18 protein-coding genes, 2 tRNA genes and 2 rRNA genes (1 of these 22 cut by a window edge) are annotated in these 22459 nt (G+C 54.3%); 13 read left to right on the forward strand and 9 right to left on the reverse strand.

From position 1 onward, the window contains the following. From AC0J4F_RS07720 to AC0J4F_RS07735, 4 genes are all read left to right on the forward strand, one after another. A 23S ribosomal RNA gene (locus AC0J4F_RS07720) occupies nt 1-1994 on the forward strand (it extends 734 nt beyond the left edge of the window). Nucleotides 1995-2348: 354 nt separating this feature from the next. After that, nucleotides 2349-2463: ribosomal RNA gene (gene rrf, locus AC0J4F_RS07725) — 5S ribosomal RNA — on the forward strand. A gap of 118 nt (nt 2464-2581) precedes the next feature. Further along, nucleotides 2582-2658 (forward strand) — tRNA-Met (locus AC0J4F_RS07730). A gap of 366 nt (nt 2659-3024) precedes the next feature. Then, nucleotides 3025-3101: transfer RNA gene (locus tag AC0J4F_RS07735), tRNA-Met, on the forward strand. A 237-nt stretch (nt 3102-3338) separates the two neighbouring features. Here AC0J4F_RS07735 and AC0J4F_RS07740 read toward each other — a convergent pair. Together AC0J4F_RS07740 and AC0J4F_RS07745 are read right to left on the reverse strand one after the other, a co-directional pair. Further along, the gene (locus AC0J4F_RS07740; protein ID WP_473025894.1) at nt 3339-4277 is read right to left on the reverse strand and encodes a LysR family transcriptional regulator; all 939 of its coding nucleotides are present in this window, start codon (nt 4275-4277) and stop codon (nt 3339-3341) included. Nucleotides 4278-4451: 174 nt separating this feature from the next. Further along, the gene (locus tag AC0J4F_RS07745) at nt 4452-5249 is read right to left on the reverse strand and encodes a creatininase family protein (protein WP_473025895.1); all 798 of its coding nucleotides are present in this window, start codon (nt 5247-5249) and stop codon (nt 4452-4454) included. Between the two features lie 153 nt (nt 5250-5402). On the opposite strand from AC0J4F_RS07745, the gene AC0J4F_RS07750 reads away from it, so the two are divergent. Beyond that, entirely contained in the window at nt 5403-6437 is a 1035-nt protein-coding gene (locus AC0J4F_RS07750) for a putative metalloprotease CJM1_0395 family protein (RefSeq protein WP_473025897.1), read from the forward strand. Nucleotides 6438-6474: 37 nt separating this feature from the next. On the opposite strand, the gene AC0J4F_RS07755 is transcribed toward AC0J4F_RS07750, so the two are convergent. Beyond that, the gene (locus tag AC0J4F_RS07755) at nt 6475-7161 is read right to left on the reverse strand and encodes a YEATS-associated helix-containing protein (RefSeq protein WP_473025899.1); all 687 of its coding nucleotides are present in this window, start codon (nt 7159-7161) and stop codon (nt 6475-6477) included. A 282-nt stretch (nt 7162-7443) separates the two neighbouring features. Between AC0J4F_RS07755 and AC0J4F_RS07760 the strand changes: the two genes are divergently transcribed. Further along, complete coding sequence (locus AC0J4F_RS07760; protein WP_473025900.1) at nt 7444-7962, forward strand: MarR family winged helix-turn-helix transcriptional regulator; 519 nt, start codon at nt 7444-7446, stop codon at nt 7960-7962. Between the two features lie 40 nt (nt 7963-8002). Here AC0J4F_RS07760 and chrA read toward each other — a convergent pair whose 3' ends face one another. Both chrA and AC0J4F_RS07770 read right to left on the reverse strand, forming a co-directional pair. Next, complete coding sequence (chrA, locus tag AC0J4F_RS07765) at nt 8003-9340, reverse strand: chromate efflux transporter (protein ID WP_473025901.1); 1338 nt, start codon at nt 9338-9340, stop codon at nt 8003-8005. A gap of 424 nt (nt 9341-9764) precedes the next feature. Continuing rightward, nucleotides 9765-10220, reverse strand: coding sequence for a methylated-DNA--[protein]-cysteine S-methyltransferase (locus AC0J4F_RS07770; RefSeq protein WP_133951257.1), 456 nt, complete (start codon nt 10218-10220; stop codon nt 9765-9767). 111 nt (nt 10221-10331) lie between these two features. Between AC0J4F_RS07770 and AC0J4F_RS07775 the strand changes: the two genes are divergently transcribed. The 4 genes from AC0J4F_RS07775 to AC0J4F_RS07790 all read left to right on the forward strand — a co-directional run bounded on the left by AC0J4F_RS07775 (nt 10332) and on the right by AC0J4F_RS07790 (nt 13743). Next, nucleotides 10332-11243, forward strand: coding sequence for a DMT family transporter (locus AC0J4F_RS07775; RefSeq protein WP_473025902.1), 912 nt, complete (start codon nt 10332-10334; stop codon nt 11241-11243). A 164-nt stretch (nt 11244-11407) separates the two neighbouring features. After that, a complete protein-coding gene (locus AC0J4F_RS07780; protein ID WP_473026414.1) occupies nt 11408-11998 on the forward strand; it encodes a L,D-transpeptidase in 591 nt (196 codons plus the stop codon). Further along, on the forward strand, nt 11995-12567 hold the full coding sequence (locus tag AC0J4F_RS07785; RefSeq protein WP_473025903.1) for an OmpA family protein: 573 nt from the start codon (nt 11995-11997) through the stop codon (nt 12565-12567). The genes AC0J4F_RS07780 and AC0J4F_RS07785 overlap by 4 nt, the downstream gene beginning before the upstream one ends. A gap of 84 nt (nt 12568-12651) precedes the next feature. Beyond that, entirely contained in the window at nt 12652-13743 is a 1092-nt protein-coding gene (locus AC0J4F_RS07790; protein WP_473025904.1) for a LacI family DNA-binding transcriptional regulator, read from the forward strand. Between the two features lie 59 nt (nt 13744-13802). Here AC0J4F_RS07790 and AC0J4F_RS07795 read toward each other — a convergent pair whose 3' ends face one another. The 4 genes from AC0J4F_RS07795 to AC0J4F_RS07810 form a co-directional block, all read right to left on the reverse strand. Beyond that, complete coding sequence (locus AC0J4F_RS07795; protein ID WP_473025905.1) at nt 13803-15440, reverse strand: BCCT family transporter; 1638 nt, start codon at nt 15438-15440, stop codon at nt 13803-13805. 30 nt (nt 15441-15470) lie between these two features. Then, entirely contained in the window at nt 15471-15884 is a 414-nt protein-coding gene (locus AC0J4F_RS07800) for a universal stress protein (protein ID WP_473025906.1), read from the reverse strand. A gap of 216 nt (nt 15885-16100) precedes the next feature. Beyond that, a complete protein-coding gene (locus tag AC0J4F_RS07805) occupies nt 16101-18269 on the reverse strand; it encodes a sensor domain-containing diguanylate cyclase (RefSeq protein WP_473025907.1) in 2169 nt (722 codons plus the stop codon). Between the two features lie 149 nt (nt 18270-18418). Further along, complete coding sequence (locus AC0J4F_RS07810) at nt 18419-19594, reverse strand: pyridoxal phosphate-dependent aminotransferase (RefSeq protein ID WP_133951271.1); 1176 nt, start codon at nt 19592-19594, stop codon at nt 18419-18421. Nucleotides 19595-19827: 233 nt separating this feature from the next. Between AC0J4F_RS07810 and AC0J4F_RS07815 the strand changes: the two genes are divergently transcribed. The 3 genes from AC0J4F_RS07815 to AC0J4F_RS07825 all read left to right on the forward strand — a co-directional run bounded on the left by AC0J4F_RS07815 (nt 19828) and on the right by AC0J4F_RS07825 (nt 22440). Further along, nucleotides 19828-20892: a CobW family GTP-binding protein gene (locus AC0J4F_RS07815; protein ID WP_473025908.1), complete on the forward strand. Its 1065-nt coding sequence runs from the start codon at nt 19828-19830 to the stop codon at nt 20890-20892. 9 nt (nt 20893-20901) lie between these two features. Then, the gene (locus AC0J4F_RS07820) at nt 20902-21882 is read left to right on the forward strand and encodes a WD40 repeat domain-containing protein (protein ID WP_473025909.1); all 981 of its coding nucleotides are present in this window, start codon (nt 20902-20904) and stop codon (nt 21880-21882) included. A 63-nt stretch (nt 21883-21945) separates the two neighbouring features. After that, nucleotides 21946-22440 carry a DUF2937 family protein gene (locus AC0J4F_RS07825; RefSeq protein WP_209002508.1) on the forward strand — a complete coding sequence of 165 codons (495 nt, stop codon included), beginning with the start codon at nt 21946-21948 and terminating at the stop codon, nt 22438-22440. The last annotated feature ends 19 nt before the right edge of the window (nt 22441-22459 follow it).

Raw genomic sequence — 22459 nt, forward strand, 5'->3', positions numbered from 1 at the left:
TGTGGCTAGGGGTGAAAGGCCAATCAAACTCGGAAATAGCTGGTTCTCCGCGAAATCTATTTAGGTAGAGCGTCGGATGAATACTCTCGGGGGTAGAGCACTGGATGGGCTATGGGGGCTTACCGCCTTACTGATCCTAACCAAACTCCGAATACCGAGAAGTACTATCCGGCAGACACACAGTGGGTGCTAACGTCCATTGTGGAGAGGGAAACAACCCTGACCGCCAGTTAAGGTCCCTAAGTTATGGCTAAGTGGGAAAGGATGTAGAGATCCCAAAACAACCAGGATGTTGGCTTAGAAGCAGCCATCATTTAAAGAAAGCGTAACAGCTCACTGGTCTAAATAAGGGTCTCCGCGCCGAAAATGTACCGGGGCTCAAGCCATACACCGAAACTGCGGGTGTGCACTTTAAGTGCATGCGGTAGCGGAGCGTTCTGTAAGTCTGCGAAGGGAGACCCGCGAGGGCTCCTGGAGATATCAGAAGTGCGAATGCTGACATGAGTAACGATAAAGGGAGTGAGAGACTCCCTCGCCGAAAGTCCAAGGGTTCCTGCTCAACGCTAATCGGAGCAGGGTTAGTCGGCCCCTAAGGCGAGGCCGAAAGGCGTAGTCGATGGGAAACAGGTTAATATTCCTGTACTTGGTGGTAGTGACGGATGCCGTGTGTTGTATCTCCTTATTGGATTGGGGGTGCAGCGAAGGTGTTCCAGGAAATAGCTCCACCGTATAAACCGTACCCGAAACCGACACAGGTGGACTGGTAGAGAATACCAAGGCGCTTGAGAGAACTATGCTGAAGGAACTCGGCAAAATGCTCCCGTAAGTTCGCGAGAAGGGAGACCTGTACTTGGGCAACCAGGTATAGGTGGCACAGAAATGGGGGTGGCGACTGTTTATCAAAAACACAGGGCTCTGCGAAGTCGCAAGACGACGTATAGGGTCTGACGCCTGCCCGGTGCTGGAAGGTTAAGAGGAGGTGTGCAAGCACCGAATTGAAGCCCCAGTAAACGGCGGCCGTAACTATAACGGTCCTAAGGTAGCGAAATTCCTTGTCGGGTAAGTTCCGACCTGCACGAATGGCGTAACGACTTCCCCGCTGTCTCCAGCATAGACTCAGTGAAATTGAATTCCCCGTGAAGATGCGGGGTTCCTGCGGTCAGACGGAAAGACCCCGTGCACCTTTACTACAGCTTCACACTGGTATTCGTAATGACATGTGTAGGATAGGTGGTAGACGTTGAAGCATTTGCGCCAGCAGATGTGGAGTCATCCTTGAAATACCACCCTTGTCCTTATGGATATCTAACCGCGGCGCAACAACGTCCGGGACCGTGTGTGGCGGGTAGTTTGACTGGGGCGGTCGCCTCCCAAATGGTAACGGAGGCGCGCGAAGGTGGGCTCAGAGCGGTCGGAAATCGCTCGTTGAGTGCAATGGCATAAGCCTGCCTGACTGCGAGACTGACAAGTCGAGCAGAGTCGAAAGACGGCCATAGTGATCCGGTGGTCCCTCGTGGAAGGGCCATCGCTCAACGGATAAAAGGTACGCCGGGGATAACAGGCTGATGATGCCCAAGAGTCCATATCGACGGCATTGTTTGGCACCTCGATGTCGACTCATCACATCCTGGGGCTGGAGCAGGTCCCAAGGGTTTGGCTGTTCGCCAATTAAAGTGGTACGTGAGTTGGGTTCAGAACGTCGCGAGACAGTTCGGTCCCTATCTGCCGTGGGTGTAGGAGAATTGAGAGGATCTGTCCCTAGTACGAGAGGACCGGGATGGACGTACCTCTGGTGGACCTGTTGTGGCGCCAGCCGCATTGCAGGGTAGCTATGTACGGACGGGATAACCGCTGAAAGCATCTAAGCGGGAAACCCACCTCAAAACCAGTTCTCCCTGAAGAGCCGTGGAAGACCACCACGTCGATAGGAAGCGTGTGGAAGTGCAGCAATGCATGAAGCTTAGCTTTACTAATAGCTCGTTCGGCTTGATCCTCTCATTAGTCAATGTTCATCTTTTAAAAGCGCCAAAAGGCGCTTTGTAAAAGATTAGATGGTTTGCGCTCACGCTTGAGCGCGCCTGTGGCGCTAAGCTCCGCGGGGGCGCGCAAAAGTGCGCGGCGGCCACTTGGCCTTGCGAAGCCTGAAGGCTTCGGTAAGTGCTCTAATCAACTTCAAAATAAGACCAGTTTAGATTCTCAAGGGAAATGACGTCGAACCGAAAGGTTCGCAAGCGCAACGCGCGCCGGCCGGTCAGGCCGCGTTCCCGCAGGCCAGCGCAGTCATGCGCGGTGCGGCCGTGAGGGCTAAACAACAAGACCAGTTTTACATCCAAATTGCCCTTCGCCGGCCTGGTGGCTCTAGCGGGGAGCCCCCACCCGATCCCATCCCGAACTCGGCCGTGAAACTCCCCAGCGCTAATGGTACTGCATCTTAAGGTGTGGGAGAGTAGGTCGCTGCCAGGCCTGCAAAGCGCAATTTGGAAACTTCAGTGCACTATCGGCTAACGCCTGCTTGAGTGCATCTCTTCCAAAAGTGTGCCAACACATCAGCACACCTCTTCAACGATAGCCTCCACCTTAACGCGGGATGGAGCAGCCCGGTAGCTCGTCAGGCTCATAACCTGAAGGTCGCAGGTTCAAATCCTGCTCCCGCAACCAATAAAAACAGCCGCCTTTTGGGCGGCTTTTTTGTTGGAAGGGGTCGCTGATTTTGACCTGACGGGGTCCCCGGAAGGAGGACAACGTCCGACGCAACGGGGCAGAAAACACTCAAATCCTGCTCCCGCAATCAAATCCCCAAAAAAATCAAAACCTCGCTCTTTGGCGGGGATATGCGCGTTTTAATCGGCGCACGGAACTCATGTTCCAAATCCGCGCGATACACCGGTCTCTAGAAACAGTTATGGCATGCCCACTTGGAGCTGCCCAGTTTGCCCGCAAGGCCAAAGGACAAACAAAACAAAAATGAAGGGCCGGCCAAAAGCCTCTAGAGGATACAAAGGTACCCTCTGCCCAAAAAAATAACGCGGGATGGAGCAGCCCGGTAGCTCGTCAGGCTCATAACCTGAAGGTCGCAGGTTCAAAACCTAATCCCGCAACCAAATACAAAAATGGCCGCCTTTTGGGCGGCCTTTTGTGTATTCGGGCGGCGGATATTGGTCAGACCATCAGCCCGCCTCATCAAGCAGGGCGGCACCCAACGCAGAAACGCAAAAAAGACAAAGCATACGCCCGAAAACAAAAGGGTAAATGCGCTAAAGCCGATATCTCCGGAACTGATAGGTTTAAGCCGACCATATTCAGCATGACCCGCGCCGGGTCAGAAATACAAATGCACGTCAAGAAACAGATTTAATCATTGATGACCGAATTTCGGAAATGCGTCCGCCAAGTGTATCGGAAAATTCCTTAGCCACGATAGATATCGGCCGATGGGTCGGAGTAAGTATGGACAGATTGTTCTGGATCCGAGGCCGAAAGGGTCTGAAGACTATCAGTGGAGGGCCAAAACCATGCTTGTATATTTCTTGAGTTTTGAATGCTGTTACCATATCGCAAATGAGCGCACAAAGGCCAGCTTCCACGAACTTTAGACCAGGTTTGGATGTTTGGAGTTCAAATCGTTGATTTAATTGGACGCCAGTATCTCGAAACCGATCCAAGGTTTGCTTGTGACTGCGGTGTTCTGGATGCAGCAGGGCAAGCGGGTACCCATCGAGATCGGCCGGTGTGATCACTTCTTCAGATGCCAGTGGATCTGAAGAGGAAAGTGCACACATGCACTCCAACTCGAAATCAACCTGATCAAAAGAGCTTCTGATCCTCGGAGTTTCAGCAATGCCGAGGTCAAAGTGTTGCGCTGCGATCAGGTCTTCAATTTCTGCAGAAGACTTGCTGGCTAGCGCGATATTCACTTTTGTCTTATCGGACAAAAACCGCGATATCACATCAGGCAAGAAATCCTCCGCGACTTCCGGAATACAAGCGATACGCAGCTGACCTTGTTCTCGATTGGCAAGTCCACGCAAAGTACGTTTGGAAATTTCGAGGCGCTTCAGAATAGCGTCCGCTTCCTCAAGGAAGAATTCAGCTTCGGGTGTGGGCACGAGCCGACCCTGTTCTCTAACAAAAAGTTTGAGTTCGAGTTCGGTTTCCAAGCCGGATATGGTTGAACTAATGGCCGGTTGCGTTCGCCCAAGCGTTCGGGCGGCTTCAGATATTGATCCGCACCGCATGACTTCCCGAAAGGTCGCAAGCTGCCTGATTGAAAGGTTCATAGAGGCTCTATGTTACAATCCGCAAATCCTCTCACACTGTGGATCTGAAATTAACCACCGTCAACTGCTTGTCGTTGTTGGAAAAATTCATATTGCTGCAATCGCGTAGAGCTTTCCGAACCCTACTCAGTACACTTTCCGTTGTGAAATATGCGTTGGGAAGAGGTTTATTCATTAACGGTGCTTAAGCCGGTGAAGATCATAGCTTTGCACATCTTCCAAGAGTTCGATAAAGGCTTGCGCCGCGTGGTTCAGTGATTGCCGCCCCTTTTCTACTGTTGCTGCAGAAGCGTTGCCTTGAGTGCCGTGCGGGTTGAGGTCTTGTGCTTTCCAGCCGAATTGGGCCTTCCCGTGCCCTCTTAAATGCCTAAATTCTTTGAGAAAACTCTGTTGTTCTGATGAGAAGTCCTGTGAAAGTTCCATCCGCACCAATTCTGGCCGTAGAGCAAGCATGAGCGACGTTTCGATGTCACCACCGTGGATGCCGTAGTTAAATTCGCAGTCCGGAAAAAGACCTTCTGGCTGTCCAAAGCGGAGCCAGTTCGTCCCCAGCACAAACATGTCGTGCCGAACGCGCAGTTCCCGGCTCACGATATCGATCACCGGAACATTGCCGCCATGGGAATTGATGATAACCAGTTTCCGTATTCCGGCACGGGCGATGGACTCACCGATTTCGATCCAGCAATTGGTGATGGTGTCCCAGCTGAACGTAAGGGTCCCCGGATAATCGATATGTTCGTCTGATTTGCCGACAGTCTGTACAGGAAGGAATGTCACTGGAAGGTGGTTAGGAAGAAGCTCAATTACCCGTCGGACCTGGCCCTCGGCGAGTGTGGTGTCCGTCGACAGAGGCAAGTGTGGCCCGTGCTGCTCAATTGCCGCCACAGGCAGGACCGCGATCCAGTCTTCGGTGTCGGCATCTTTGAAATCCTCTGTTGTCATCTCATGCCAGAAACGTTTGGGCAGCATTCTTGGTATCCTGATTCTAAGTCTCGCCTTCTTGATACCCGATTTTCTGGTGTCTGACGAAAATGGGCGCCGAATAATCCTCGCGAAGTTTTGATCTCGAATTCTTAATACAAATTAACAAATTGGCGATGTTTTTCGGGGATATATAGCCCGATGATCGGCGCACTTTTATCCAACACGCCGGCGAACCTATTGAGAAGCAGCGGTGTCGCTGGTGACGCGGCTCCCGGTTCTGAGGAGATAGCTCAGAACCGGGACGGTGCTGCTGTGCGCGACAGTCAGGCGAGCCCAAGGGCTATTGCTGTTCGGGCGGGGGCGGCGCCTCTTTTAACGCCGCAAGCAATCCTTGCCTTGCAAGAAACCGATGAATCGGACGCCCCGGCGCGCCGAAAATCCCAGGCGGAACCGTTAGGTGATGGGCGCCAATTATCTGAAGAAAGTGGCCAGGACCAATCTCAGAAGTCCGGCGATACAGTGAGTGCTGGTGCAGCGCAATCAGCCGGCGCGCAATTGCCTGCTAACCCTGCGTCTTCTGGTCAGGATGCGGCACAGCAGACAGAGCCGGACGACGATGCAGATGGAGACGGGCTGACGGAGGGTGAAGAAAAACAGGTTCAGGAACTGAAGCAAAGAGACCGTGAAGTCCGGGCACATGAACAGGCTCATGCCCGGGTGGGCGGCGCTTATGCAAGTGCTCCGACTTACACGTTCCAGCAAGGCCCTGACGGCAAGCGTTATGCCGTAGGTGGTGAGGTACAGATCGATACGTCAACAGAACGCACACCTGAGGCAACGATCCGGAAAATGCGCGTGGTAATCAGCGCTGCTCTGGCCCCGGCCGAACCGTCTGGCCAAGACCTGAGAGTTGCGCAACAGGCACGTTCACAATTGTCTGAGGCCCAGGCTGAGCTGCGTCAGCAAAAACTGGAAGAGTTGCGCGGCGATGAAACGGATGAAACGTCAGAAGTCCCGGGTGCTGAGAACAGCTCGGCGAGCAGGAATAACCCATCTGAAAATGTCGCTAGCGCCAACGAGGCAGAATCATCGGGCGACGCCAATTCCGATAATGAGGATGATAGTAGCAGCTCCTCGCGTAACCGACCTGACGCCAGTGCAATAGAGGCATACCAAGCAGCCTTGGAGCGGGCGAATGACTTGCAACAAGCAGCAGGATCGCTTTTTGCCTGAAGACGCTTTCGGCTTCATTCATGATACCAGCGTGATGCTAGAGTATTGCACCGGTTGCAAGACGGGCTGACAATTCGAGACCATCTTGTGTGAGCGAAACAAGCCTCCGGCGGGTTCCGAAAGGCAAATGGTGGGTGGCAAGTTTGCAGTCGATCAGTTTCGCGATGGCGTCTTCTGTCTGGTCGTTTGTGATCCCGCAATCCTGGGAAATGCCGTCTATTGTCCGGACAGCCAAATCGCCCAATGCGCTTAAGACCGTTTTCTCAAGATCGCTCAGCGACCGACCTGTTTGGCTGAGTTTCGGCGAAAGAGGATTGTTTTGATCAGCAACTGCGGCTTCTTCCTTTTGTAGTTTATAGGCGAGATTGTCCTTTAGCTCCTGAATTTGAACTTCCGCGCGCTGTTGGCTGTCGGCCATCTTGTTAGTCAGCTCGTTGATGACGCGATCCGACAATGTCGACAGAAAGGCCTTTGCCGAGAAACCGGCCAATATGCAGAAGCCTCCAAAAATGAGATAGGACTCACTGTTTTCGCCGTTCTTAACTTCATTCAGGATGTTCGATTGTAGAAGTGAAAGGAAAAGGGGAACAGTGAAAGCGGCGATGATGCCGACTATCGCAAAACCGGCCATACCGAACCGAACCTGCGTCGAAGCGGTCTTTGATGTGGTTAGAAATGCAGCGATGCCACCCAACCCACCTGCGATAAAGATCGTCAGGCTCAATGGTTAAAGTGCTTCCAGGAATGAGATGATATCCGCCATGGGTTTCAATGACAGTTAATGCTGCCGCTGCCTTGAGATCGCACGTTCACCTGTAGAGACGCTTGAGGCGGGCTGACGTGAAACTGTCCTTCCCAGGCTTCTGAGCTGCGGCAAGTTTTTTGCGTAGAACACGCTTGTGGGATGTCGAAATTCAGACTGTCATTTGACGGTTAAATAACTTGGTTAGGTTTCCCCCCGTTCAAGATGAACGATTTGAATGAATCTGCGTTCGGGGATCCATTAATGCCTTTCAACTACAAAAAGAGCATTACATTCCGGCTGTTACAGGCCGCCAAAGCACAGCGCGCCCGGTCAGGTGCGCATCTTATGCGGATTGGTTTGCATCCAGGGCAGGAGCTTGTTTTGAAGGTTTTGGCGGATGCCGACGGCCGGACGATGAGCCAGCTTGCTTTGGCCCTTGGGGTTCAGCCGCCGACGGTCACCAAAATGGTTACCCGGCTCTCCAGTCAGGGATATGTCCGCCGTCAGGTGTCAGATTCAGATGGACGCCTTGCACGTGTCTATCTGACAGAAACTGGCCGGGACCTAGTTGTCTCTGTCGATAAAGCCTGGAAGCGCTTGGAACGTGAGGCGATGGCGGGCATCGAAGACAAGGATCGTAAGAAACTGCGCAAGCTTTTGCGGCAGGTTGAAAAAAATCTGTCTGTCTCGGTTGATGATGACCCGGATCACGAAGAGGATCTGGAACCCGACGAAGCGGACACAGCGAGCAAAACCGATAAGGAATTGACTGCCGCTTGATAGGGTGCGCTCAGCGCCACAATCTAAAACCAAGCGATTTTTAGCTTGTCAGCATTTTTGCGGCCAGACCGAGGGCGGCCGTTGTTCCGATCACTGTGAACATTCCGCGCTTAGCCCAAAAAACAAGGACGGCGGCGGCAACGGCGATCGCGAAAAGGATCGTGTCTAAGCTGCCGGGGGGCGGTGCAATCACTGTCACGGGACCAATCGACGCGGTCTTTGTTTCAGTAAACAAGACATTGATTGCGAACCATACTGCAAGGTTCAAGACTGTGCCCGCAACGGCAGCAGTGATCGCTGACAGAGCGCTTGCCAAATACGCATTCCCATACAGCCGCTCCATCCAGGGGGCACCGGCCAAAACGAACAAAAAGCTTGGCACAAACGTTACCCAGGTGGTCATTGCTGCTGCGAGTAACGCCATGGTTATCGGTGTGAGCGGTCCTGGGTTCTGCCAGCCTCCCAGGAACCCGACGAATTGCGTCACCAGAATGAGCGGGCCAGGAGTTGTTTCGGCAAGGCCGAGGCCGTCCAGCATTTGACCCGCAGTTAACCAGCCTTTTGTGTCAACAGCGACTTGGGCCATGTAACTGAGGAGGGCATAGGCTCCCCCAAAACTGACCACAGCAAGAGTTGCAAAGAACCCTGCAACATCAACGAGGACGGACTGGGGTGTCAGCAATAGAGCAGCAAGGAACGGCGGCGTCAGCCAAACAAATCCTCCGATTGCGAGCGTCTTGAGCGTCTTGATGGCAGATGGATGAGACTGCGATGTGTCTGCCGGTCGCTCTTTTTCTTCTTCCCGCTTGCCAAACACAAGCCCGGTCATTCCGGCCGATATGATGACCAATGGAAATGGGATCGCAAAGAAAAACAGAGCGCAAAACGAAAGACCGCATAGTAGCCAGCTTAATCGGGTCTTTAGTGCCTTTACGCCAATCCGCAACAACGCTTGCAGTACGATTGCCAGCACTCCGGCTTTAATGCCGTAGAACAGCGCGTTGATAATCTGGGTTTCGCCATATGCCGCATAGATGTAGCTCACGACAGCCATTGTGAGAGCGCCGGGTAAGATAAATAGCAAACCGGCGATCAGCCCACCCAAAGTCTTGCCGGTCAACCAGCCACAATAGGTTGCCAATTGCTGTGCTTCCGGACCGGGCAGAAGCATGCAGTAATTCAAGGCATGAAGAAAACGCTCTTCGGACAGCCATTTACGGGTTTCGACAAACTCCTGGTGCATCACCGAGATTTGCGCCGCAGGGCCACCAAAAGATAGAAGTCCGACTTTCGACGCGACTTTCGTCACCTCCATAAGTGACGGCAAGTTGTCATTGTGGTTTTCGTTATTTTTGTTGGTGTCGGGACTGACTGACATGTGGGATCCGGTCACGCGCATTGGTGTTTCGGTTTCCTAGTGCGCCTGTATGACCCCAGCAAGACAGAATTCGTGGTGCCAAAGATTACAAAACGCTCATTTGAATTTTCTTGTAGCCGACCCACGTCAAAAGCAAACGGTCTAAATTCCAAGGAGAAAGAGAAGGGGGTTATGTCCGGCCATACAATCGACAATGAACGAGGCGCTAAACGTGCTGAGGAATTGCGCAAACGGTTCAATAAGGTCTCGACGGCTTCTCTTGGGCGCAGCGGACCGCGAAATCCATTCAATATGAAAGTTGGGCGGCGCTCAGATACGTCCCGGTATAATCCTCAGAGCAAAGCCTTGGCATTTTGGCTTGTCCTTGCACTTCTGGTCATGTCCGCGACGCTCTTCCTTTAACGCGTAAGCCTCAGAATGCGGGCTAAACTAAAAACGGAAAGCCGCCCTCGAGTTTGAGGAGCGCAATTTTTGTCTCAGTGCCGCCAGAGCCGGAGTAACCACCGAGCCCGTTGGCAGACAAAATCCTGTGACATGGGATGATGACCGGGATCGGGTTGGCGCCGCAGGCTTGGCCGATGGGTTGTCCATAAGTGTCCAAGTCACGGGCCAGGTCGCCATATGTTCGTGTCTCGCCGTATGGGATCTCCAGCATAGCCTTGAATACGGCCTGATGCAGATCACCGCCTTTGGGGCTCAGAGGCAAATCGAAGTTTTTCAAGTCTCCCTCCAAATAGGCTGACAACTGCCGGATTGTTTCTCGCAGAAGCGGCGTTTCCGCTTGGCTTGGCGCACCATTCCATTGTAGGTCGGTGATGGCGCCATCGGTTTCTGTCACGGTGAGGCAGCCCAGCCATGTTTCAATTCCTGCAACTGGCATCTTGTATCCTTGTGGCCCTGCACCTGTGTCCCTAGGCCGAGGCAGGGTCGTTATCTGCGTTTTTGGTTCTCTTCAACACCAACTGCAGCATTTTAAAAAGGTCAACTGGCGATGTCTGCAGTCTCGGGTCAAGGACAAAATGATGGCAGTGGTGGCGCCAATACCACGGCTCCAATTGCCGGGATCGGGCTGATTATTCTTGCTTGCCTGTGTTTCTCCGTTCTGGATGCGACCGCAAAGTACCTGTCCGCAAATCTGCCAACGCTTCAAATTGTTTGGGTGCGGTTTGTCAGCCACGTGGTTCTCGCCCTGGTTCTGTTCCAGGTGTGGAAGTCACCGCAGTATTTGCGCACAGACCGCTGGGGGCTCCAAATCGTGCGTGCCTTCTGTTTGTTAGGGACGACGATCTTTAATTTCTTGGCGGTTCGCTATCTGCAGCTTGCCGAAACGATGTCAATCATGTTCGCAGCACCGTTTGTCATTACCGCTCTCGCCGGGCCGTTTCTTGGGGAGTGGGCCGGAATCCGACGGTGGGCTGCCATTGTTGTCGGGTTCATTGGGGTGCTCGTGGTGACTCGGCCGGGGCTTGGAGGGCTCCATTGGGCCGTCGTCTATTCACTGGCCGCTATGACCTTCTATGCCGTTTATGCGCTCCTTACCCGGAAACTGGCTGCGACCGACAGCTCTGCCGGAATGCTGATCATTTCAGGTGTCGTTGCTGCGGTTGCCATGGCGCCGGTGGGCATTTCTGTGTGGCAGGCGCCCAATGGGCTGTGGGAGTGGACCTTGCTGGTTGCGACTGGGGCACTTGGCGGCGGAGGTCACTTTCTCTTCATTCTGGCACACCGTATGGCCCCAGCTCCGGTCCTTGCGCCTTTGATTTATGTTCAGATCGTTTGGATGATTGTTCTTGGCTATCTGATTTTTGACGATGTTCCGACCGTGACGACGATCCTGGGAGCATCGATTGTTGTCGCTTCCGGGCTTTACATCCTCTACCGGGAGCAAGTGAAGGCAGCGTAAGCCGCAATTCCGGTGCCTCCCCTGTTGACCCTGCGCTGGAGTTGACGGCTTAATAATCCCAGATTTGAAATGTCAGGTCTCAATTGGCTGGATTGCCTGGGAGGATCGGGATGGAATTTGATCGCCGAACGCTGCTGAAGGGTGCAGCGGTTGTTGCCGGAAGCATGGCATTGCCCACAGCTGCGCGCGCAAGTGCGGCAGCCAATGCCTATTTTACCGGATACCAGGATGACAACGGGTATCGGTATCGCCGGACCAACTTCAAAAAGATTGATCCGGTCTGGCACCGTCAGATGGTCAAGTACTTCAGCCCGGAGCCTCATGGCACTGTGGTGATCGACACCAACAACCATTTCCTTTATTGGGTCTGGGAAAACAATACTGCGCTCCGTTACGGGGTCGGAGTTGGCCGGGAAGGCTTCAAATGGTACGGGCGTGCCCGAATTGATCGGAAGGCCTTATGGCCGCGCTGGGTGCCGCCCCCCGAAATGTTGAAACGCCAGCCTGAATTGCCGCGCAAAGTGGAAGGTGGGGCGGCGAACAACCCGCTTGGGCCGCGGGCACTTTATCTCTACCGCGATGGCGTTGACCTTGGATACCGTTTGCACAGCACCCTGGAGCCTTGGAGTATCGGTCATGATGTGTCGAGTGGCTGTATCCGGATGTTCCCGGAAGATGTGATCGATCTCTACCAGCGCTGTCCGAAGGGCACAGGTGTACTGGTGCTGGAGCACCTTGGGGCAAATGCCGGTTGAACCCGGTCATAAATGAAAAACAATTGGGGGCGTTTTTGTCTATTCGATTTGGCCGTACGACAGGCGGCATCTGTTTGGCTGTCGTTTTTGGCCTGGGGCTTGCCAGCTGCAATACGGCGTCAAACCTTGCTTCACCGAACGTAACGAATGCTCCGGCGGCCGGTTTTGCCGAAATCCGTCCAGGATCTGAAGAAGAGTTCATCATCAATGTGGGCAGAAGGATCTATTTCGACAGAGGATCGGCGACGATCTCTGATGAAGCGAAAATGACCCTCGATAACCAGGCAAAATGGTTGAAGCAGAACAAATCCTGGTTGGTGAAAGTGCAGGGCCATGCCGATGATCCGGGCAGTGAAGCGGCCCAAAAAACATTGTCGACACAAAGAGCAACGGCGGTTTACAACGCGCTTGTTGCACGGGGTGTCGATGCCAAACGCATGTGGACCAAGGGTTATGGCGTGGAGCGTCCTGTAACCGATTGCGATGCGGTGACCTGTCAGTCGCAAAACCGCCGCGTCGTCGTAAATTTGAGAGAAGAATTCGACTCTTCCGCTCCCCAAAGTAACTGATCAGAGGATTGTTACGCGGTATCGTTCCAGCTGGCGCAGTGTTCCAAACCGCCGCCCGCTGCAACCGAACTTTGAGTGTACGGCATGCCCGACAGTGAAAATAACAAGTCCCGCACACCGGAAGGGACGCAAAAACCCGGAAAACGCCTGACGCTGGGTCATATTGCCGACCAACTTGGGATCTCGACAGCGACAGTCTCTTTGGCCTTGCGGGACAGTCCGCTGGTCGCTGAAGAAACCCGGGCAAAGGTCAAGCAGACAGCTGAAGAGATCGGCTATATCTACAACCGGTCAGCCGCTTCTCTGCGCACCTCGAGAAGTCAAATTGTCGGGGTGGCGGTCCATGACATCTTGAACCCGTTCTTTGCCGAAGTGTTCTCAGCTCTTGAGGATGTTCTGGAGGAGCAGGGGCAGATGATCTTTATCTGCAATCACAGGGATGACGTAAAGCGGCAAAAGGCGTTCGTGAATACCCTGCTCCAGCACCGTGCCGATGGTCTGATCTTGTGTCCCTCGGTTGGAACTTCAGCTGAGGAGATAAATCGCCTCGTTGATCAGGGTATCCCTGTGACTTTGGTGGCGCGGGAGGTGGCGGGGGTCTGGGCGCCGTGCGTGCGCGGCGACGATGAAGCCGGCATGTACCAGATCACAAAGCATCTCATTGATCAGGGGCACAGTCAGATCGCCATGCTGGGTGGCCGCCGCGACAGTTCCACCGGCAGATACCGGCATACAGGGTGGCGGCAGGCCATGCTGGATGCTGGACTAGACCCGGATGCGCAAGTTGATATGCCGGAGCTGATGACCCAAGCAGACGGGCGCTCGGCTGCACCGGCGATCCTGGGAGCTGCTGAACGGCCAACAGCGGCTGTCTGTTTCAATGACTTGGTCGCCTTTGGCATGATGACCACCTTGCGGCGGGCGGGCGTCGAACCTGGACCGGAAATGGCCATCACCGGGTATGACGACATTGATGGTGCCGATGCCCGCACACCGGCCCTAACAACTGTTGGCGCCCAACCGGACAAGATCGGGCGGCTGGCAGCATTGACACTGCTCCGGCAAATCGCGGGTGATCGTGTTCCGAACACACCGATCGTTATCGAACCCCAACTGCGGGTTCGCGAAAGCTCGCCGCCGCCCGGAGTGCGGTTGGCGCCGCAGCTCCCTGACTAAACACGCCAACAAAAATAGGCGGCCTGGCCGCCCATTCTCTTTTCTAAATGGCGATTCACCTAACGCGGTTCATCTTTCAATCCCTTGAAGATCGCATAACACGCGAGCAACAAGACGATTGTGAAGGGAAAGCCCGTAGAGACCGCCATGGCCTGTAAGGCCCCGAGGCCGCCGCCCAGCAAGAGCGCAATCGCTACCAAGCCCTCAAACGTGCACCAGAAGACCCGTTGAGAAACAGGCGCATCCACCTTGCCACCGGCAGTGATCGTATCAATGACCAGGGATCCTGAGTCCGACGAGGTCACGAAGAAGACAATGACCAGGATGATGGCAATGAACGACGTGATGGATGCGAACGGCAGATCCGCAAGCATTCCGAACAAGGAAAGCTCAGGACTGTAGGACGCGATCACATATTCTCGAACCTGACTTCCCGAATCCGTCAGTACTTGCTCGATCGCGGTGCCGCCGAAGGCGGTCATCCAGAGAACTGAAACGATTGACGGAATGATCAGAACGCAGATTACGAACTCGCGCACTGTGCGGCCGCGGCTGACCCGGGCGATAAACATGCCGACAAACGGCGACCAGGAAATCCACCACGCCCAATAAAACGCAGTCCAGCCCTGCCGGAAACCGTCATCTTCCCGGCCGAAGGGCATGGAAAGCGGCACGACCTCGCGGGCATAAGCGCCAAGGTTCGCAAAGAAATCGCTGACAAGCGTCATGGTTGGGCCGGCAATGATGACGAACAGCAGCAGCAAAGCCGCAATCATCATATTGATCTCTGACAGCACCTTCACGCCGCCGTCGAGGCCGCGCATCACCGACACAAGAGCGACAACCGTGATGCCGATGATGAGAACGACCTGTGCCGTATCGCTGACCGGAATGCCGAAGACAAACTCCAGTCCGGCATTGGCTTGCTGAGCGCCAAAACCGAGGGATGTTGCAAGGCCAAAGAGTGTTGCGAAAACCGCGAGAATATCGATGACGTGTCCCGGCCAGCCCCAAGTCTTCTCTCCAAAAATTGGGTAGAAGACGGAGCGCATCGTCAACGGCAGGCCCTTATTGTATGAGAACAAGGCCAACGAAAGCGCAACCACTGCGTAGATCGCCCAGGGATGCAGGCCCCAATGGTAGATGGTGGCGGCCATGCCCATGGCCTTGGCCGCGGCAACATTCTCCTCGATAAGGTTGCCATCTGCATCAAAGGGTGACGGTACACCGAGCGGCGATGAAAACGCCATGTGATAGACAGGTTCGAGCACGCCGAAGAACATCAGACCGATGCCCATGCCTGCTGCGAACAACATCGCGAACCAGCCGAAGTAGGTATAGTCGGGTTCTGCGTCTTTGCCCCCAATGCGGACACTGCCCAAAGGGGTCACAATCAAGAGCAGGCAGACCAATACGAAAACATTTCCAGACAGGATGAAGAACCAGTCCAGGTTGGACGTCAGCCAGTTTCGCAGGGCGTCAAAGACAGGTCCAACTTCTGTCTGGAAAGCGAGCGTCAGAAAAACAAACGCTACGATTGTCAGGCCGGACACCAGAAAAACAGGATTATGGATGTCCAAATTAAATGGTCCAACCTGTGTTTCGATATTGTCTTGGCCAATCTCATAGTCGGTATCGATCATGTTGGCAGCGCCGTCGGGATCCGGGATGCCCTGATTGCTTGTATCGTCGCTCATGGAGCGTTCCTTCTAACGTGAGAGGCGGGTCTAGCGGACAAGGAAGACCGAAACGCCCGCGTGGGACGCAATTCGGCCGCCGTTGGACGGCCAGAAACGATCGGACAGGTGCGGCACGTGCGTTGCCATAACCACCAGATCCGCGCCGGTTTCGTCGATCGCCTTTAAGAGAGCGTTTTCCAGATCAATCGACGGGTCATGCGAAAAAAACGCCTGTCCGGTCGCATCAATCCCATGCTGCCTGCCTTGTGCTTCGGCAAACTCCGCCATCTTGGATTTGAGTTCATCCGGATTGTGTGCGAGCGCAGTCGGGGCTGCCGTTGATACTGCGGCGAAGACAACCGGAATGTTTTCAGACTTGGCGATTGCTGCCGTAGCCGAGATCGCCTTCTCAAGTGCATCAGGGTGTCTGAGGTCAATTGGAACTAGTATTTTTTTGAACAAGCGAACCTCCCATGGTTGCGTTCACCAAGACGTTGTCGTCGAGGTAAACCGTAATGGCGCGGTCGCGTTCCAAATTATTCTGTGATGGGCTTGGTTTATGCTCACGTACTCATGCGCCAAACACCACGGTAGGGTCTCACCGTGATGTTCGACTGTCAAATGTACGGCATGCTCCGGCTAACCTGCGACACCCTGTCGCAAAGTCGGATGTCGTTCCTAAACTGCAGCGTCCGGCTCCAGTGCGGGTGTGAACTCGACGCAGCGGTTCCTGCCGGTTTCTTTTGCGGTATAAAGGGCCGTATCGGCGCGCTGCATGAGCGTCGAAAACTCGACGTCTTCACGCGCGATAGATGCAAGCCCCATGCTGCAGGTGATCGTCTGGTCCACATTGTCGAACTGGCACTCTTCGACGATTTTTTCGCGAAGCCGCTGTGACACCAGCATGGCATCTTCCATAGTGGTGTTGTGCAGGATCATGCAGAACTCTTCGCCGCCGACGCGTCCAAATACGTCAACCGCGCGCAGAGCACCGCCGATAATACTGGTAAACTTTTTTAGCACTTCATCGCCGACAGCGTGGCCGCATCGGTCGTTGATACGCTTGAAGTTATCGATGTCGATCATAACCGCCGTGAAGGGGCGCTGTGTCCGACGGTAGCGAGCGACTTCCGTGTTAGCGGCTTCGAGGAAAGCCCGCCTGTTCATGATGCCGGTCAGGTCGTCGATACTTGCGATCCGCTCGAGGTTGATCTTGGCTTGCATCAAAGCCTTGTGGGCACGGTCGCGAGCGATCTCATGACCCACCCAATCCGCAAACTGCCGAACGATTTGAACATCAGCTTCTGTAAACGGACGTTTTCTAACTACTTCGGACGTGAAGTTGATCGTCCCGTGGATTTCCCCATCGACCAGGAGAGGAGCACCGATGTAGGTTTCCAGGCCGAAAACCCGGTAGCAAGGGTGTTTTGCGAACTCAGACTTTGACGCCTCTGCCGTTGCGATCGGGCCGTCGGCATCCAGAGTCAAGGTGCAATAGGTATCTTCCAGCGGGAAGGATGTGCCTGGTTCGATGACACATCCTGGGCTGTGCGCATGGCTGATGGAATAGCGGTCATCTATGACGTGACTGATGATCCCGCATGGCAGGTCGAGATGCTCACATCCGAGCCGAAGGATCTCTGCAATCTTATCTTCGTATGTAAGTTCGTTGGTTGACGTAATCGCATAAAGCTCTGCGAGTGTGCGCTCTGTCTTTTTCTTGTCCGTGATGTCGACAATCATGACCACGAGGCCTGAGACGTCGCCCGCCTCGTCAAACCTTGGTGTTGCCTCAAACTGGCATTCGCGGGAAATGCCGTCCGGGAAGTGGAAAGAGATGTCTGCGGCAGACTTCTCGCCGGCATAGGCTTTTTGAAACACCTGGCGAACCTGCTCGCGTTCTTTCCACGGAAGGCGTTCGCGAAGACGGGTTCCCAGGAGTTCTTCCTGCGTGCCATTGAACCATTCGCAGCCGATCTTGTTGATGAAGACGCACCGGCCTTCAAGATCAACCTCAGTAATGGAGCAAGAAACGTTATCGGCAATCAGAGAGAGGTTCCGGTAAGCGGATTCGGCCTCAGCTTTGGCCGTTTTCATCTCTGTGATATCTGCCCGGATACCTGCTCTCCGGCCGCTCCGGGTTTTGGTCTCTGAAATCCGAAGCCACCGGCCATCCGCCAGCGATTGTTCAATCACCTTGCCGTCGGCAGCTTTATGATGACTCAGGCGTTCCTGGAGCCATTCCTCTTTCGTCAGGCCTTTGGTGTCGTACTGATCTCTATCGAGACCATATTTCAGGATGGCCTTGAAGGAGTTGCCAGGCTGCATGGCGGGCGCTGAAGGCGCGTAGATTTCGCGGTAGGTGTTGTTGCAGACAACCAGCTTGTCATCCGTGTCGTAGATTGCAAAGCCTTCCGAAATTGCATCCAGAGCATCGTCCAGCGTTTCCGCGATGTTTTTAGCTCGTTTCTCAAGCGCAATCCGTTCAGACTGGTCGCGTGAGATGAACAGGATGCCTGTCAGTTTGTGGTCCGCGTCAAAGAGTGGAGCGCTCACGACTTCCAGCGGGACAATACTTCCGTCACCGATTTTGATGTCGAACGCATACGCTTTGCGGTGACGCTGGTCAGTCGGCGTTTCGTAGATCTCGCCAAGATTTTCGAAATGCTTTTTGTCTGCGAAAAAGCGCTCGGTCGTCGTGCCGATCAGGTCCTGACGATCCTCCTTGAGCAAGTTTTCCATCGCCTTGTTGACGAAGATGATCGTGCGGTCGGGTTGCGTGACCAGAACACACTCATTGAGCTCTCCAAAGGATTGCTCCAGATCCAAGGCAATATTTGTCGCCATCTCTCGTTTCCCACCATCACGCTTTTTTCAGCTTGAGCGGCATTGAACGGCCTAAAGGTTTAATAAAACAATACGTAGCGTAATTCGAATTTTCTTAAGGTAAATTATGTCTTATTCAGAAGTATCTTAAGATGGGTGTGGATAAAGACTTATGATTTTTGACCGGATAGGAAAATTTCTATCCTGTTAAGCGCTCTCTGGATGTTTTCGGATGAGTTCGCATAGCTGAGGCGGATGTAACCTTCTCCGAGTACACCAAAGTCTGGGCCTCCGATTACGGCAACGCTGGTTTCTTCAAGGAGTGCAGACGCCAGCTTTTTAGCCGGCCAACCGGTCTGCTTGATGTTTGGATAGGCATAGAACGCACCGAGTGGTGTTTTGCACGAAATCCCTTCTATTGCATTCAGACCCTCGACGACGATCTTCCGGCGCTGATCAAACTCGCGAACCATCGCATGAACGGCGTCTTGCGGACCGGTCAGCGCGGCAAGTGCAGCATATTGTGCAGGGGCGTTGACGCACGACCAGGCATTGACCGCAAGCTTGCGTGCCTTGTCGATCAGCTGATCTGGCCACAAGGAAAACCCGAGCCGCCATCCGGTCATGGCATAGGTTTTGGACCATCCGTCCAGTAAAATCAGGCGGTCGCGGATTTCCGGAAACGACAGCAACGACACGTGCTCCATGCCGTCATAGGTCATCTGAGAGTAGATTTCGTCAGAAAGAACGGCTGCCTCGGGGAAGGCAGCCAGACCTTCGACCAGTGTTTCTATTTCCGATCTCGGTGTCACACCACCGGTTGGATTTGCTGGTGAATTGAGGATCAGAAGACGGGTCTTTTCCGTCATTAGAGATAACGTTTCTTCAGCGGAAAACGCGAAATTGTTTTCTTCGCGAATGGGCACCGGAACCGGGCGTGCGCCTGTGAACTCAATCATTGACCGGTAAATGGGAAAACCTGGGTCCGGGTAAAGAATGTCCACGCCGGGTTCGCCAAACATCAGTATCGCCATAAACATGGTGACCTTGCCACCTGGCACAATAACGACATTGTCCGGATTGCTGTCGACGTTGTGACGCTTATGAAGATCGGCTGATACCGCTTCGCGCAACGGGGCAATGCCGGTGGCCGGTGTGTAGCCATGGTGGCCATCCTTAAGGGCCTTGATGGCCGCTTCGACGATGTGGTCCGGCGTTTGAAAATCCGGCTGGCCAATTCCCAGATTGATGATGTCATGCCCTTCGCCCGCCAGCTGCGTGGCGCGCGCAAGAACGGCAAATGCATTTTCCTCACCGATCCGATCAAACCCAGAAATCGTTTTCATGACGTCTTCGTTCCGCGTTGCAAATCTGACTTCCCTCCAGTGATAGCACGCTGCGAGACGCCTGAAAGGCCGCTTGTGCTGAAAGCAGTTCGGGGTCCGGCAGTTCGCGCACTGACCTCCAACAGCTGTAAAAATCGCGATCTGCTCTCCCAATTCGGCAAGGATATGATTATATGGCGGCTAACCGGGGCTCAGATGAGCCCGCCTTTTTCAATTTTCCAGGAAGATACGCAATGTCTGCGACCCAGGAGACCCCGGCTCAGATTCCGGTCACCGTTTTGACAGGATATCTGGGCGCCGGAAAAACCACTTTGCTCAATCGGATCCTGACCGAAAACCACGGTCAGCGGTACGCCGTCATCGTCAATGAGTTCGGAGAAGTCGGTATCGACAACGACCTGTTGGTCGAGTCGGACGAAGAAATCTTCGAAATGAACAACGGCTGTATTTGCTGCACAGTTCGTGGCGACCTGATCCGGACCGTACAAAATCTGATGAAGCGCAAGGGCGCCTTCGATGCCATTATCGTGGAGACCACAGGTGTTGCCGATCCTGCGCCCGTCGCGCAGACTTTCTTTATGGATGACGATGTGCGGGCCGCGGCGAAGTTGGACGCTGTTGTTGCGGTCGTGGATGCACGCCATGTACTACAACGTCTGGAAGATACCCAGGAAGCTGAAGATCAGGTTGCGTTTGCAGACGTTATCCTGATCAACAAGACCGACTTGGTATCTGCTGACGAATTGAGCGCAGTCGAAGCGCGTATCCGGTCGATCAATCCGTATGCGGTTCTCCATCATAGCGAACGATGCGGTGTAGACATCGCTAAGGTGCTTGATCGCGGGGCCTTCGATCTTGATCGGATCCTGTCGCTCGATCCCCATTTCCTGGAACACGGTCATCACGCCCACGAATGCAGCCCGGACTGTGATCATGACCACGACCATCATCATGACCACAGCCATGATCATGGTCACCACCATCATGGCCACGAAGAGACGCATTCCGTCAAAAGCATCTCACTGACCGCGGGTGATCTTGATCCCGAAATGTTCTTCCCTTGGATCAATCAGGTGACCCAGATCCAGGGACCGAACATTCTCCGAATGAAGGGAATCCTCGCGTTCAAGGATGACCCACAGCGTTATGTCATCCAGGGCGTTCACATGATCGTCGAGGGAGATCATCAGCGGGACTGGAAGAACGACGAACCGCGCGAAAGCCGGCTGGTCTTTATCGGCCGGGATCTGAACTGGGATGTCTTGAAAGCAAACTTCAAGGCTTGTGCCGCGGAATAGGAGCGCAGGGTGCCAATTGTTGCTCCTATGGACGTGGACGGCTTCGTCGTCCGAGCCGGTTTTTTGGGTGATGCTGCGTATGTCGCGACCGGTGAGGGCGCCATACATTTCGTTGAAGTAGGCGAAACTCACCTGGCGCCTCACAAGAACGGCCTTTTGGCCGCGGAGCCATCGTTTGATGGCACATCTCTGGTCACTTCGGGCAATGATGGTGCGATTTATGCCTCGTCGCCGGATGGATCGAGCGAGCTTATGGCAGAACGTCCCCGCAAGTGGATTGATCTGATTGCCTGTGGGCCCAACGGAGTTGTGGCCTTTGCGAGCGGCCGGACAGCGTGGGTTCGTTTGTCGGATGGCCGGGAAAAAGAGTTTGCCCACGATCGGGCCGTTGGAGGTATAGCATTTGCACCCAAGGGGCTGCGGTTGGCAGTCTCGCGGTACGACGGTGCCACATTGTGGTGGGCAGGCACGGAAGGCAAGCCAGTCAACCTGACCTGGGAAGGTGCCCATCTTGGAACAAGTTTTTCACCCGACGGCAAATACCTCGTGACGGCAATGCAGGAAAACGCGCTGCATGGCTGGCGTCTGTCTGACAATCAAGACATGCGCATGACCGGGTATCCGGCAAAAGTTAAGTCTTTCAGCTGGTCGGTCAAAGGCAAGTATCTTGCAACCTCCGGAGCCAATGCCGCGATCGTTTGGCCGTTTTTTGGAAAAACCGGTCCGATGGGCCAAACCCCATTGCAGCTTGGGACACGGAGCGACGTCTTGGTTACGGCGGTTGCCTGCCATCCAAAGGAAGAGGTCGTCGCGCTGGGCTATCAGGACGGCATGGTCATGATGAGCCGGTTTGAAGATAACGCGGAAGTCTTGTTGCGGCGTCCTGGAGGCCATCCAATCACCAGCCTTGGTTGGGATAACGCCGGGCTTCGGCTCGCTTTCGGCAGCGAAAAGAACGAAGCAGGCATTATCTCCCTTCAGGACGGGTAGATCTTTGTGATCTGATTGTCTTGGCTGTGAATTAGGCTTGCATCATTTCATGGAGTGGCGCGGATGCTGCGGATCTTCACAGTTTTGACGATGCTAGCCAGCGGCACGCTGACATCACAGCTTCCGGAGTTCGCGCAACAATACCGGCAGCGCCTGGGTGGTGCGATCGATGCGTTGGAGCAGGTTATGGCGGACTTCCGGCAAGATGCGGCGGATTATGGTCTCACTGTTCCAGAGGCGATTGACCGGCAAAAGGCATCAGCAGATCCGTTCATTCAGGCGCGGGGCGCAAGTATTGAGCGGGCGAGCCAGCGTCTTGTTCATCTCAAAGATCAAAAATCCGATTTTGAAATAGCCAGTCCGTTTGAACGGATCTTCATTCTCGTTCAAAGCCCGGACCGCGAATTGGCGCAAGCTACCGCGGAGGATTATGCGCCAGCTATTCCGGTCACCCCGGTCGGTCTGGTGAGCGCTGGGGTTGGCGCTGCGGGTGGATTCATTCTCATTTGGTGCTTGTCGGGACTTGTCCGCTTGACGCGCCGTCGCGCCCCCGCTTGAACTGTGGTGATGTGAACAC

The sequence above is a fragment of the Roseibium sp. R5 genome, from assembly GCF_055755305.1.

Coding starts and splice junctions, on each gene's coding strand:
- AC0J4F_RS07795 (WP_473025905.1), bottom strand. CDS start 15,440: ATGAGCGACGATACAAGCAATCAGGGCATCCCGGATCCCGACGGCGCT.
- AC0J4F_RS07810 (WP_133951271.1), bottom strand. CDS start 19,594: ATGAAAACGATTTCTGGGTTTGATCGGATCGGTGAGGAAAATGCATTT.
- AC0J4F_RS07750 (WP_473025897.1), top strand. CDS start 5,403: ATGATCGGCGCACTTTTATCCAACACGCCGGCGAACCTATTGAGAAGC.
- AC0J4F_RS07815 (WP_473025908.1), top strand. CDS start 19,828: ATGTCTGCGACCCAGGAGACCCCGGCTCAGATTCCGGTCACCGTTTTG.
- AC0J4F_RS07775 (WP_473025902.1), top strand. CDS start 10,332: ATGTCTGCAGTCTCGGGTCAAGGACAAAATGATGGCAGTGGTGGCGCC.
- AC0J4F_RS07780 (WP_473026414.1), top strand. CDS start 11,408: ATGGCATTGCCCACAGCTGCGCGCGCAAGTGCGGCAGCCAATGCCTAT.
- AC0J4F_RS07745 (WP_473025895.1), bottom strand. CDS start 5,249: ATGCTGCCCAAACGTTTCTGGCATGAGATGACAACAGAGGATTTCAAA.
- AC0J4F_RS07740 (WP_473025894.1), bottom strand. CDS start 4,277: ATGAACCTTTCAATCAGGCAGCTTGCGACCTTTCGGGAAGTCATGCGG.
- AC0J4F_RS07805 (WP_473025907.1), bottom strand. CDS start 18,269: ATGGCGACAAATATTGCCTTGGATCTGGAGCAATCCTTTGGAGAGCTC.
- AC0J4F_RS07770 (WP_133951257.1), bottom strand. CDS start 10,220: ATGCCAGTTGCAGGAATTGAAACATGGCTGGGCTGCCTCACCGTGACA.
- AC0J4F_RS07825 (WP_209002508.1), top strand. CDS start 21,946: ATGCTGCGGATCTTCACAGTTTTGACGATGCTAGCCAGCGGCACGCTG.
- AC0J4F_RS07790 (WP_473025904.1), top strand. CDS start 12,652: ATGCCCGACAGTGAAAATAACAAGTCCCGCACACCGGAAGGGACGCAA.
- AC0J4F_RS07760 (WP_473025900.1), top strand. CDS start 7,444: ATGCCTTTCAACTACAAAAAGAGCATTACATTCCGGCTGTTACAGGCC.
- chrA (WP_473025901.1), bottom strand. CDS start 9,340: ATGTCAGTCAGTCCCGACACCAACAAAAATAACGAAAACCACAATGAC.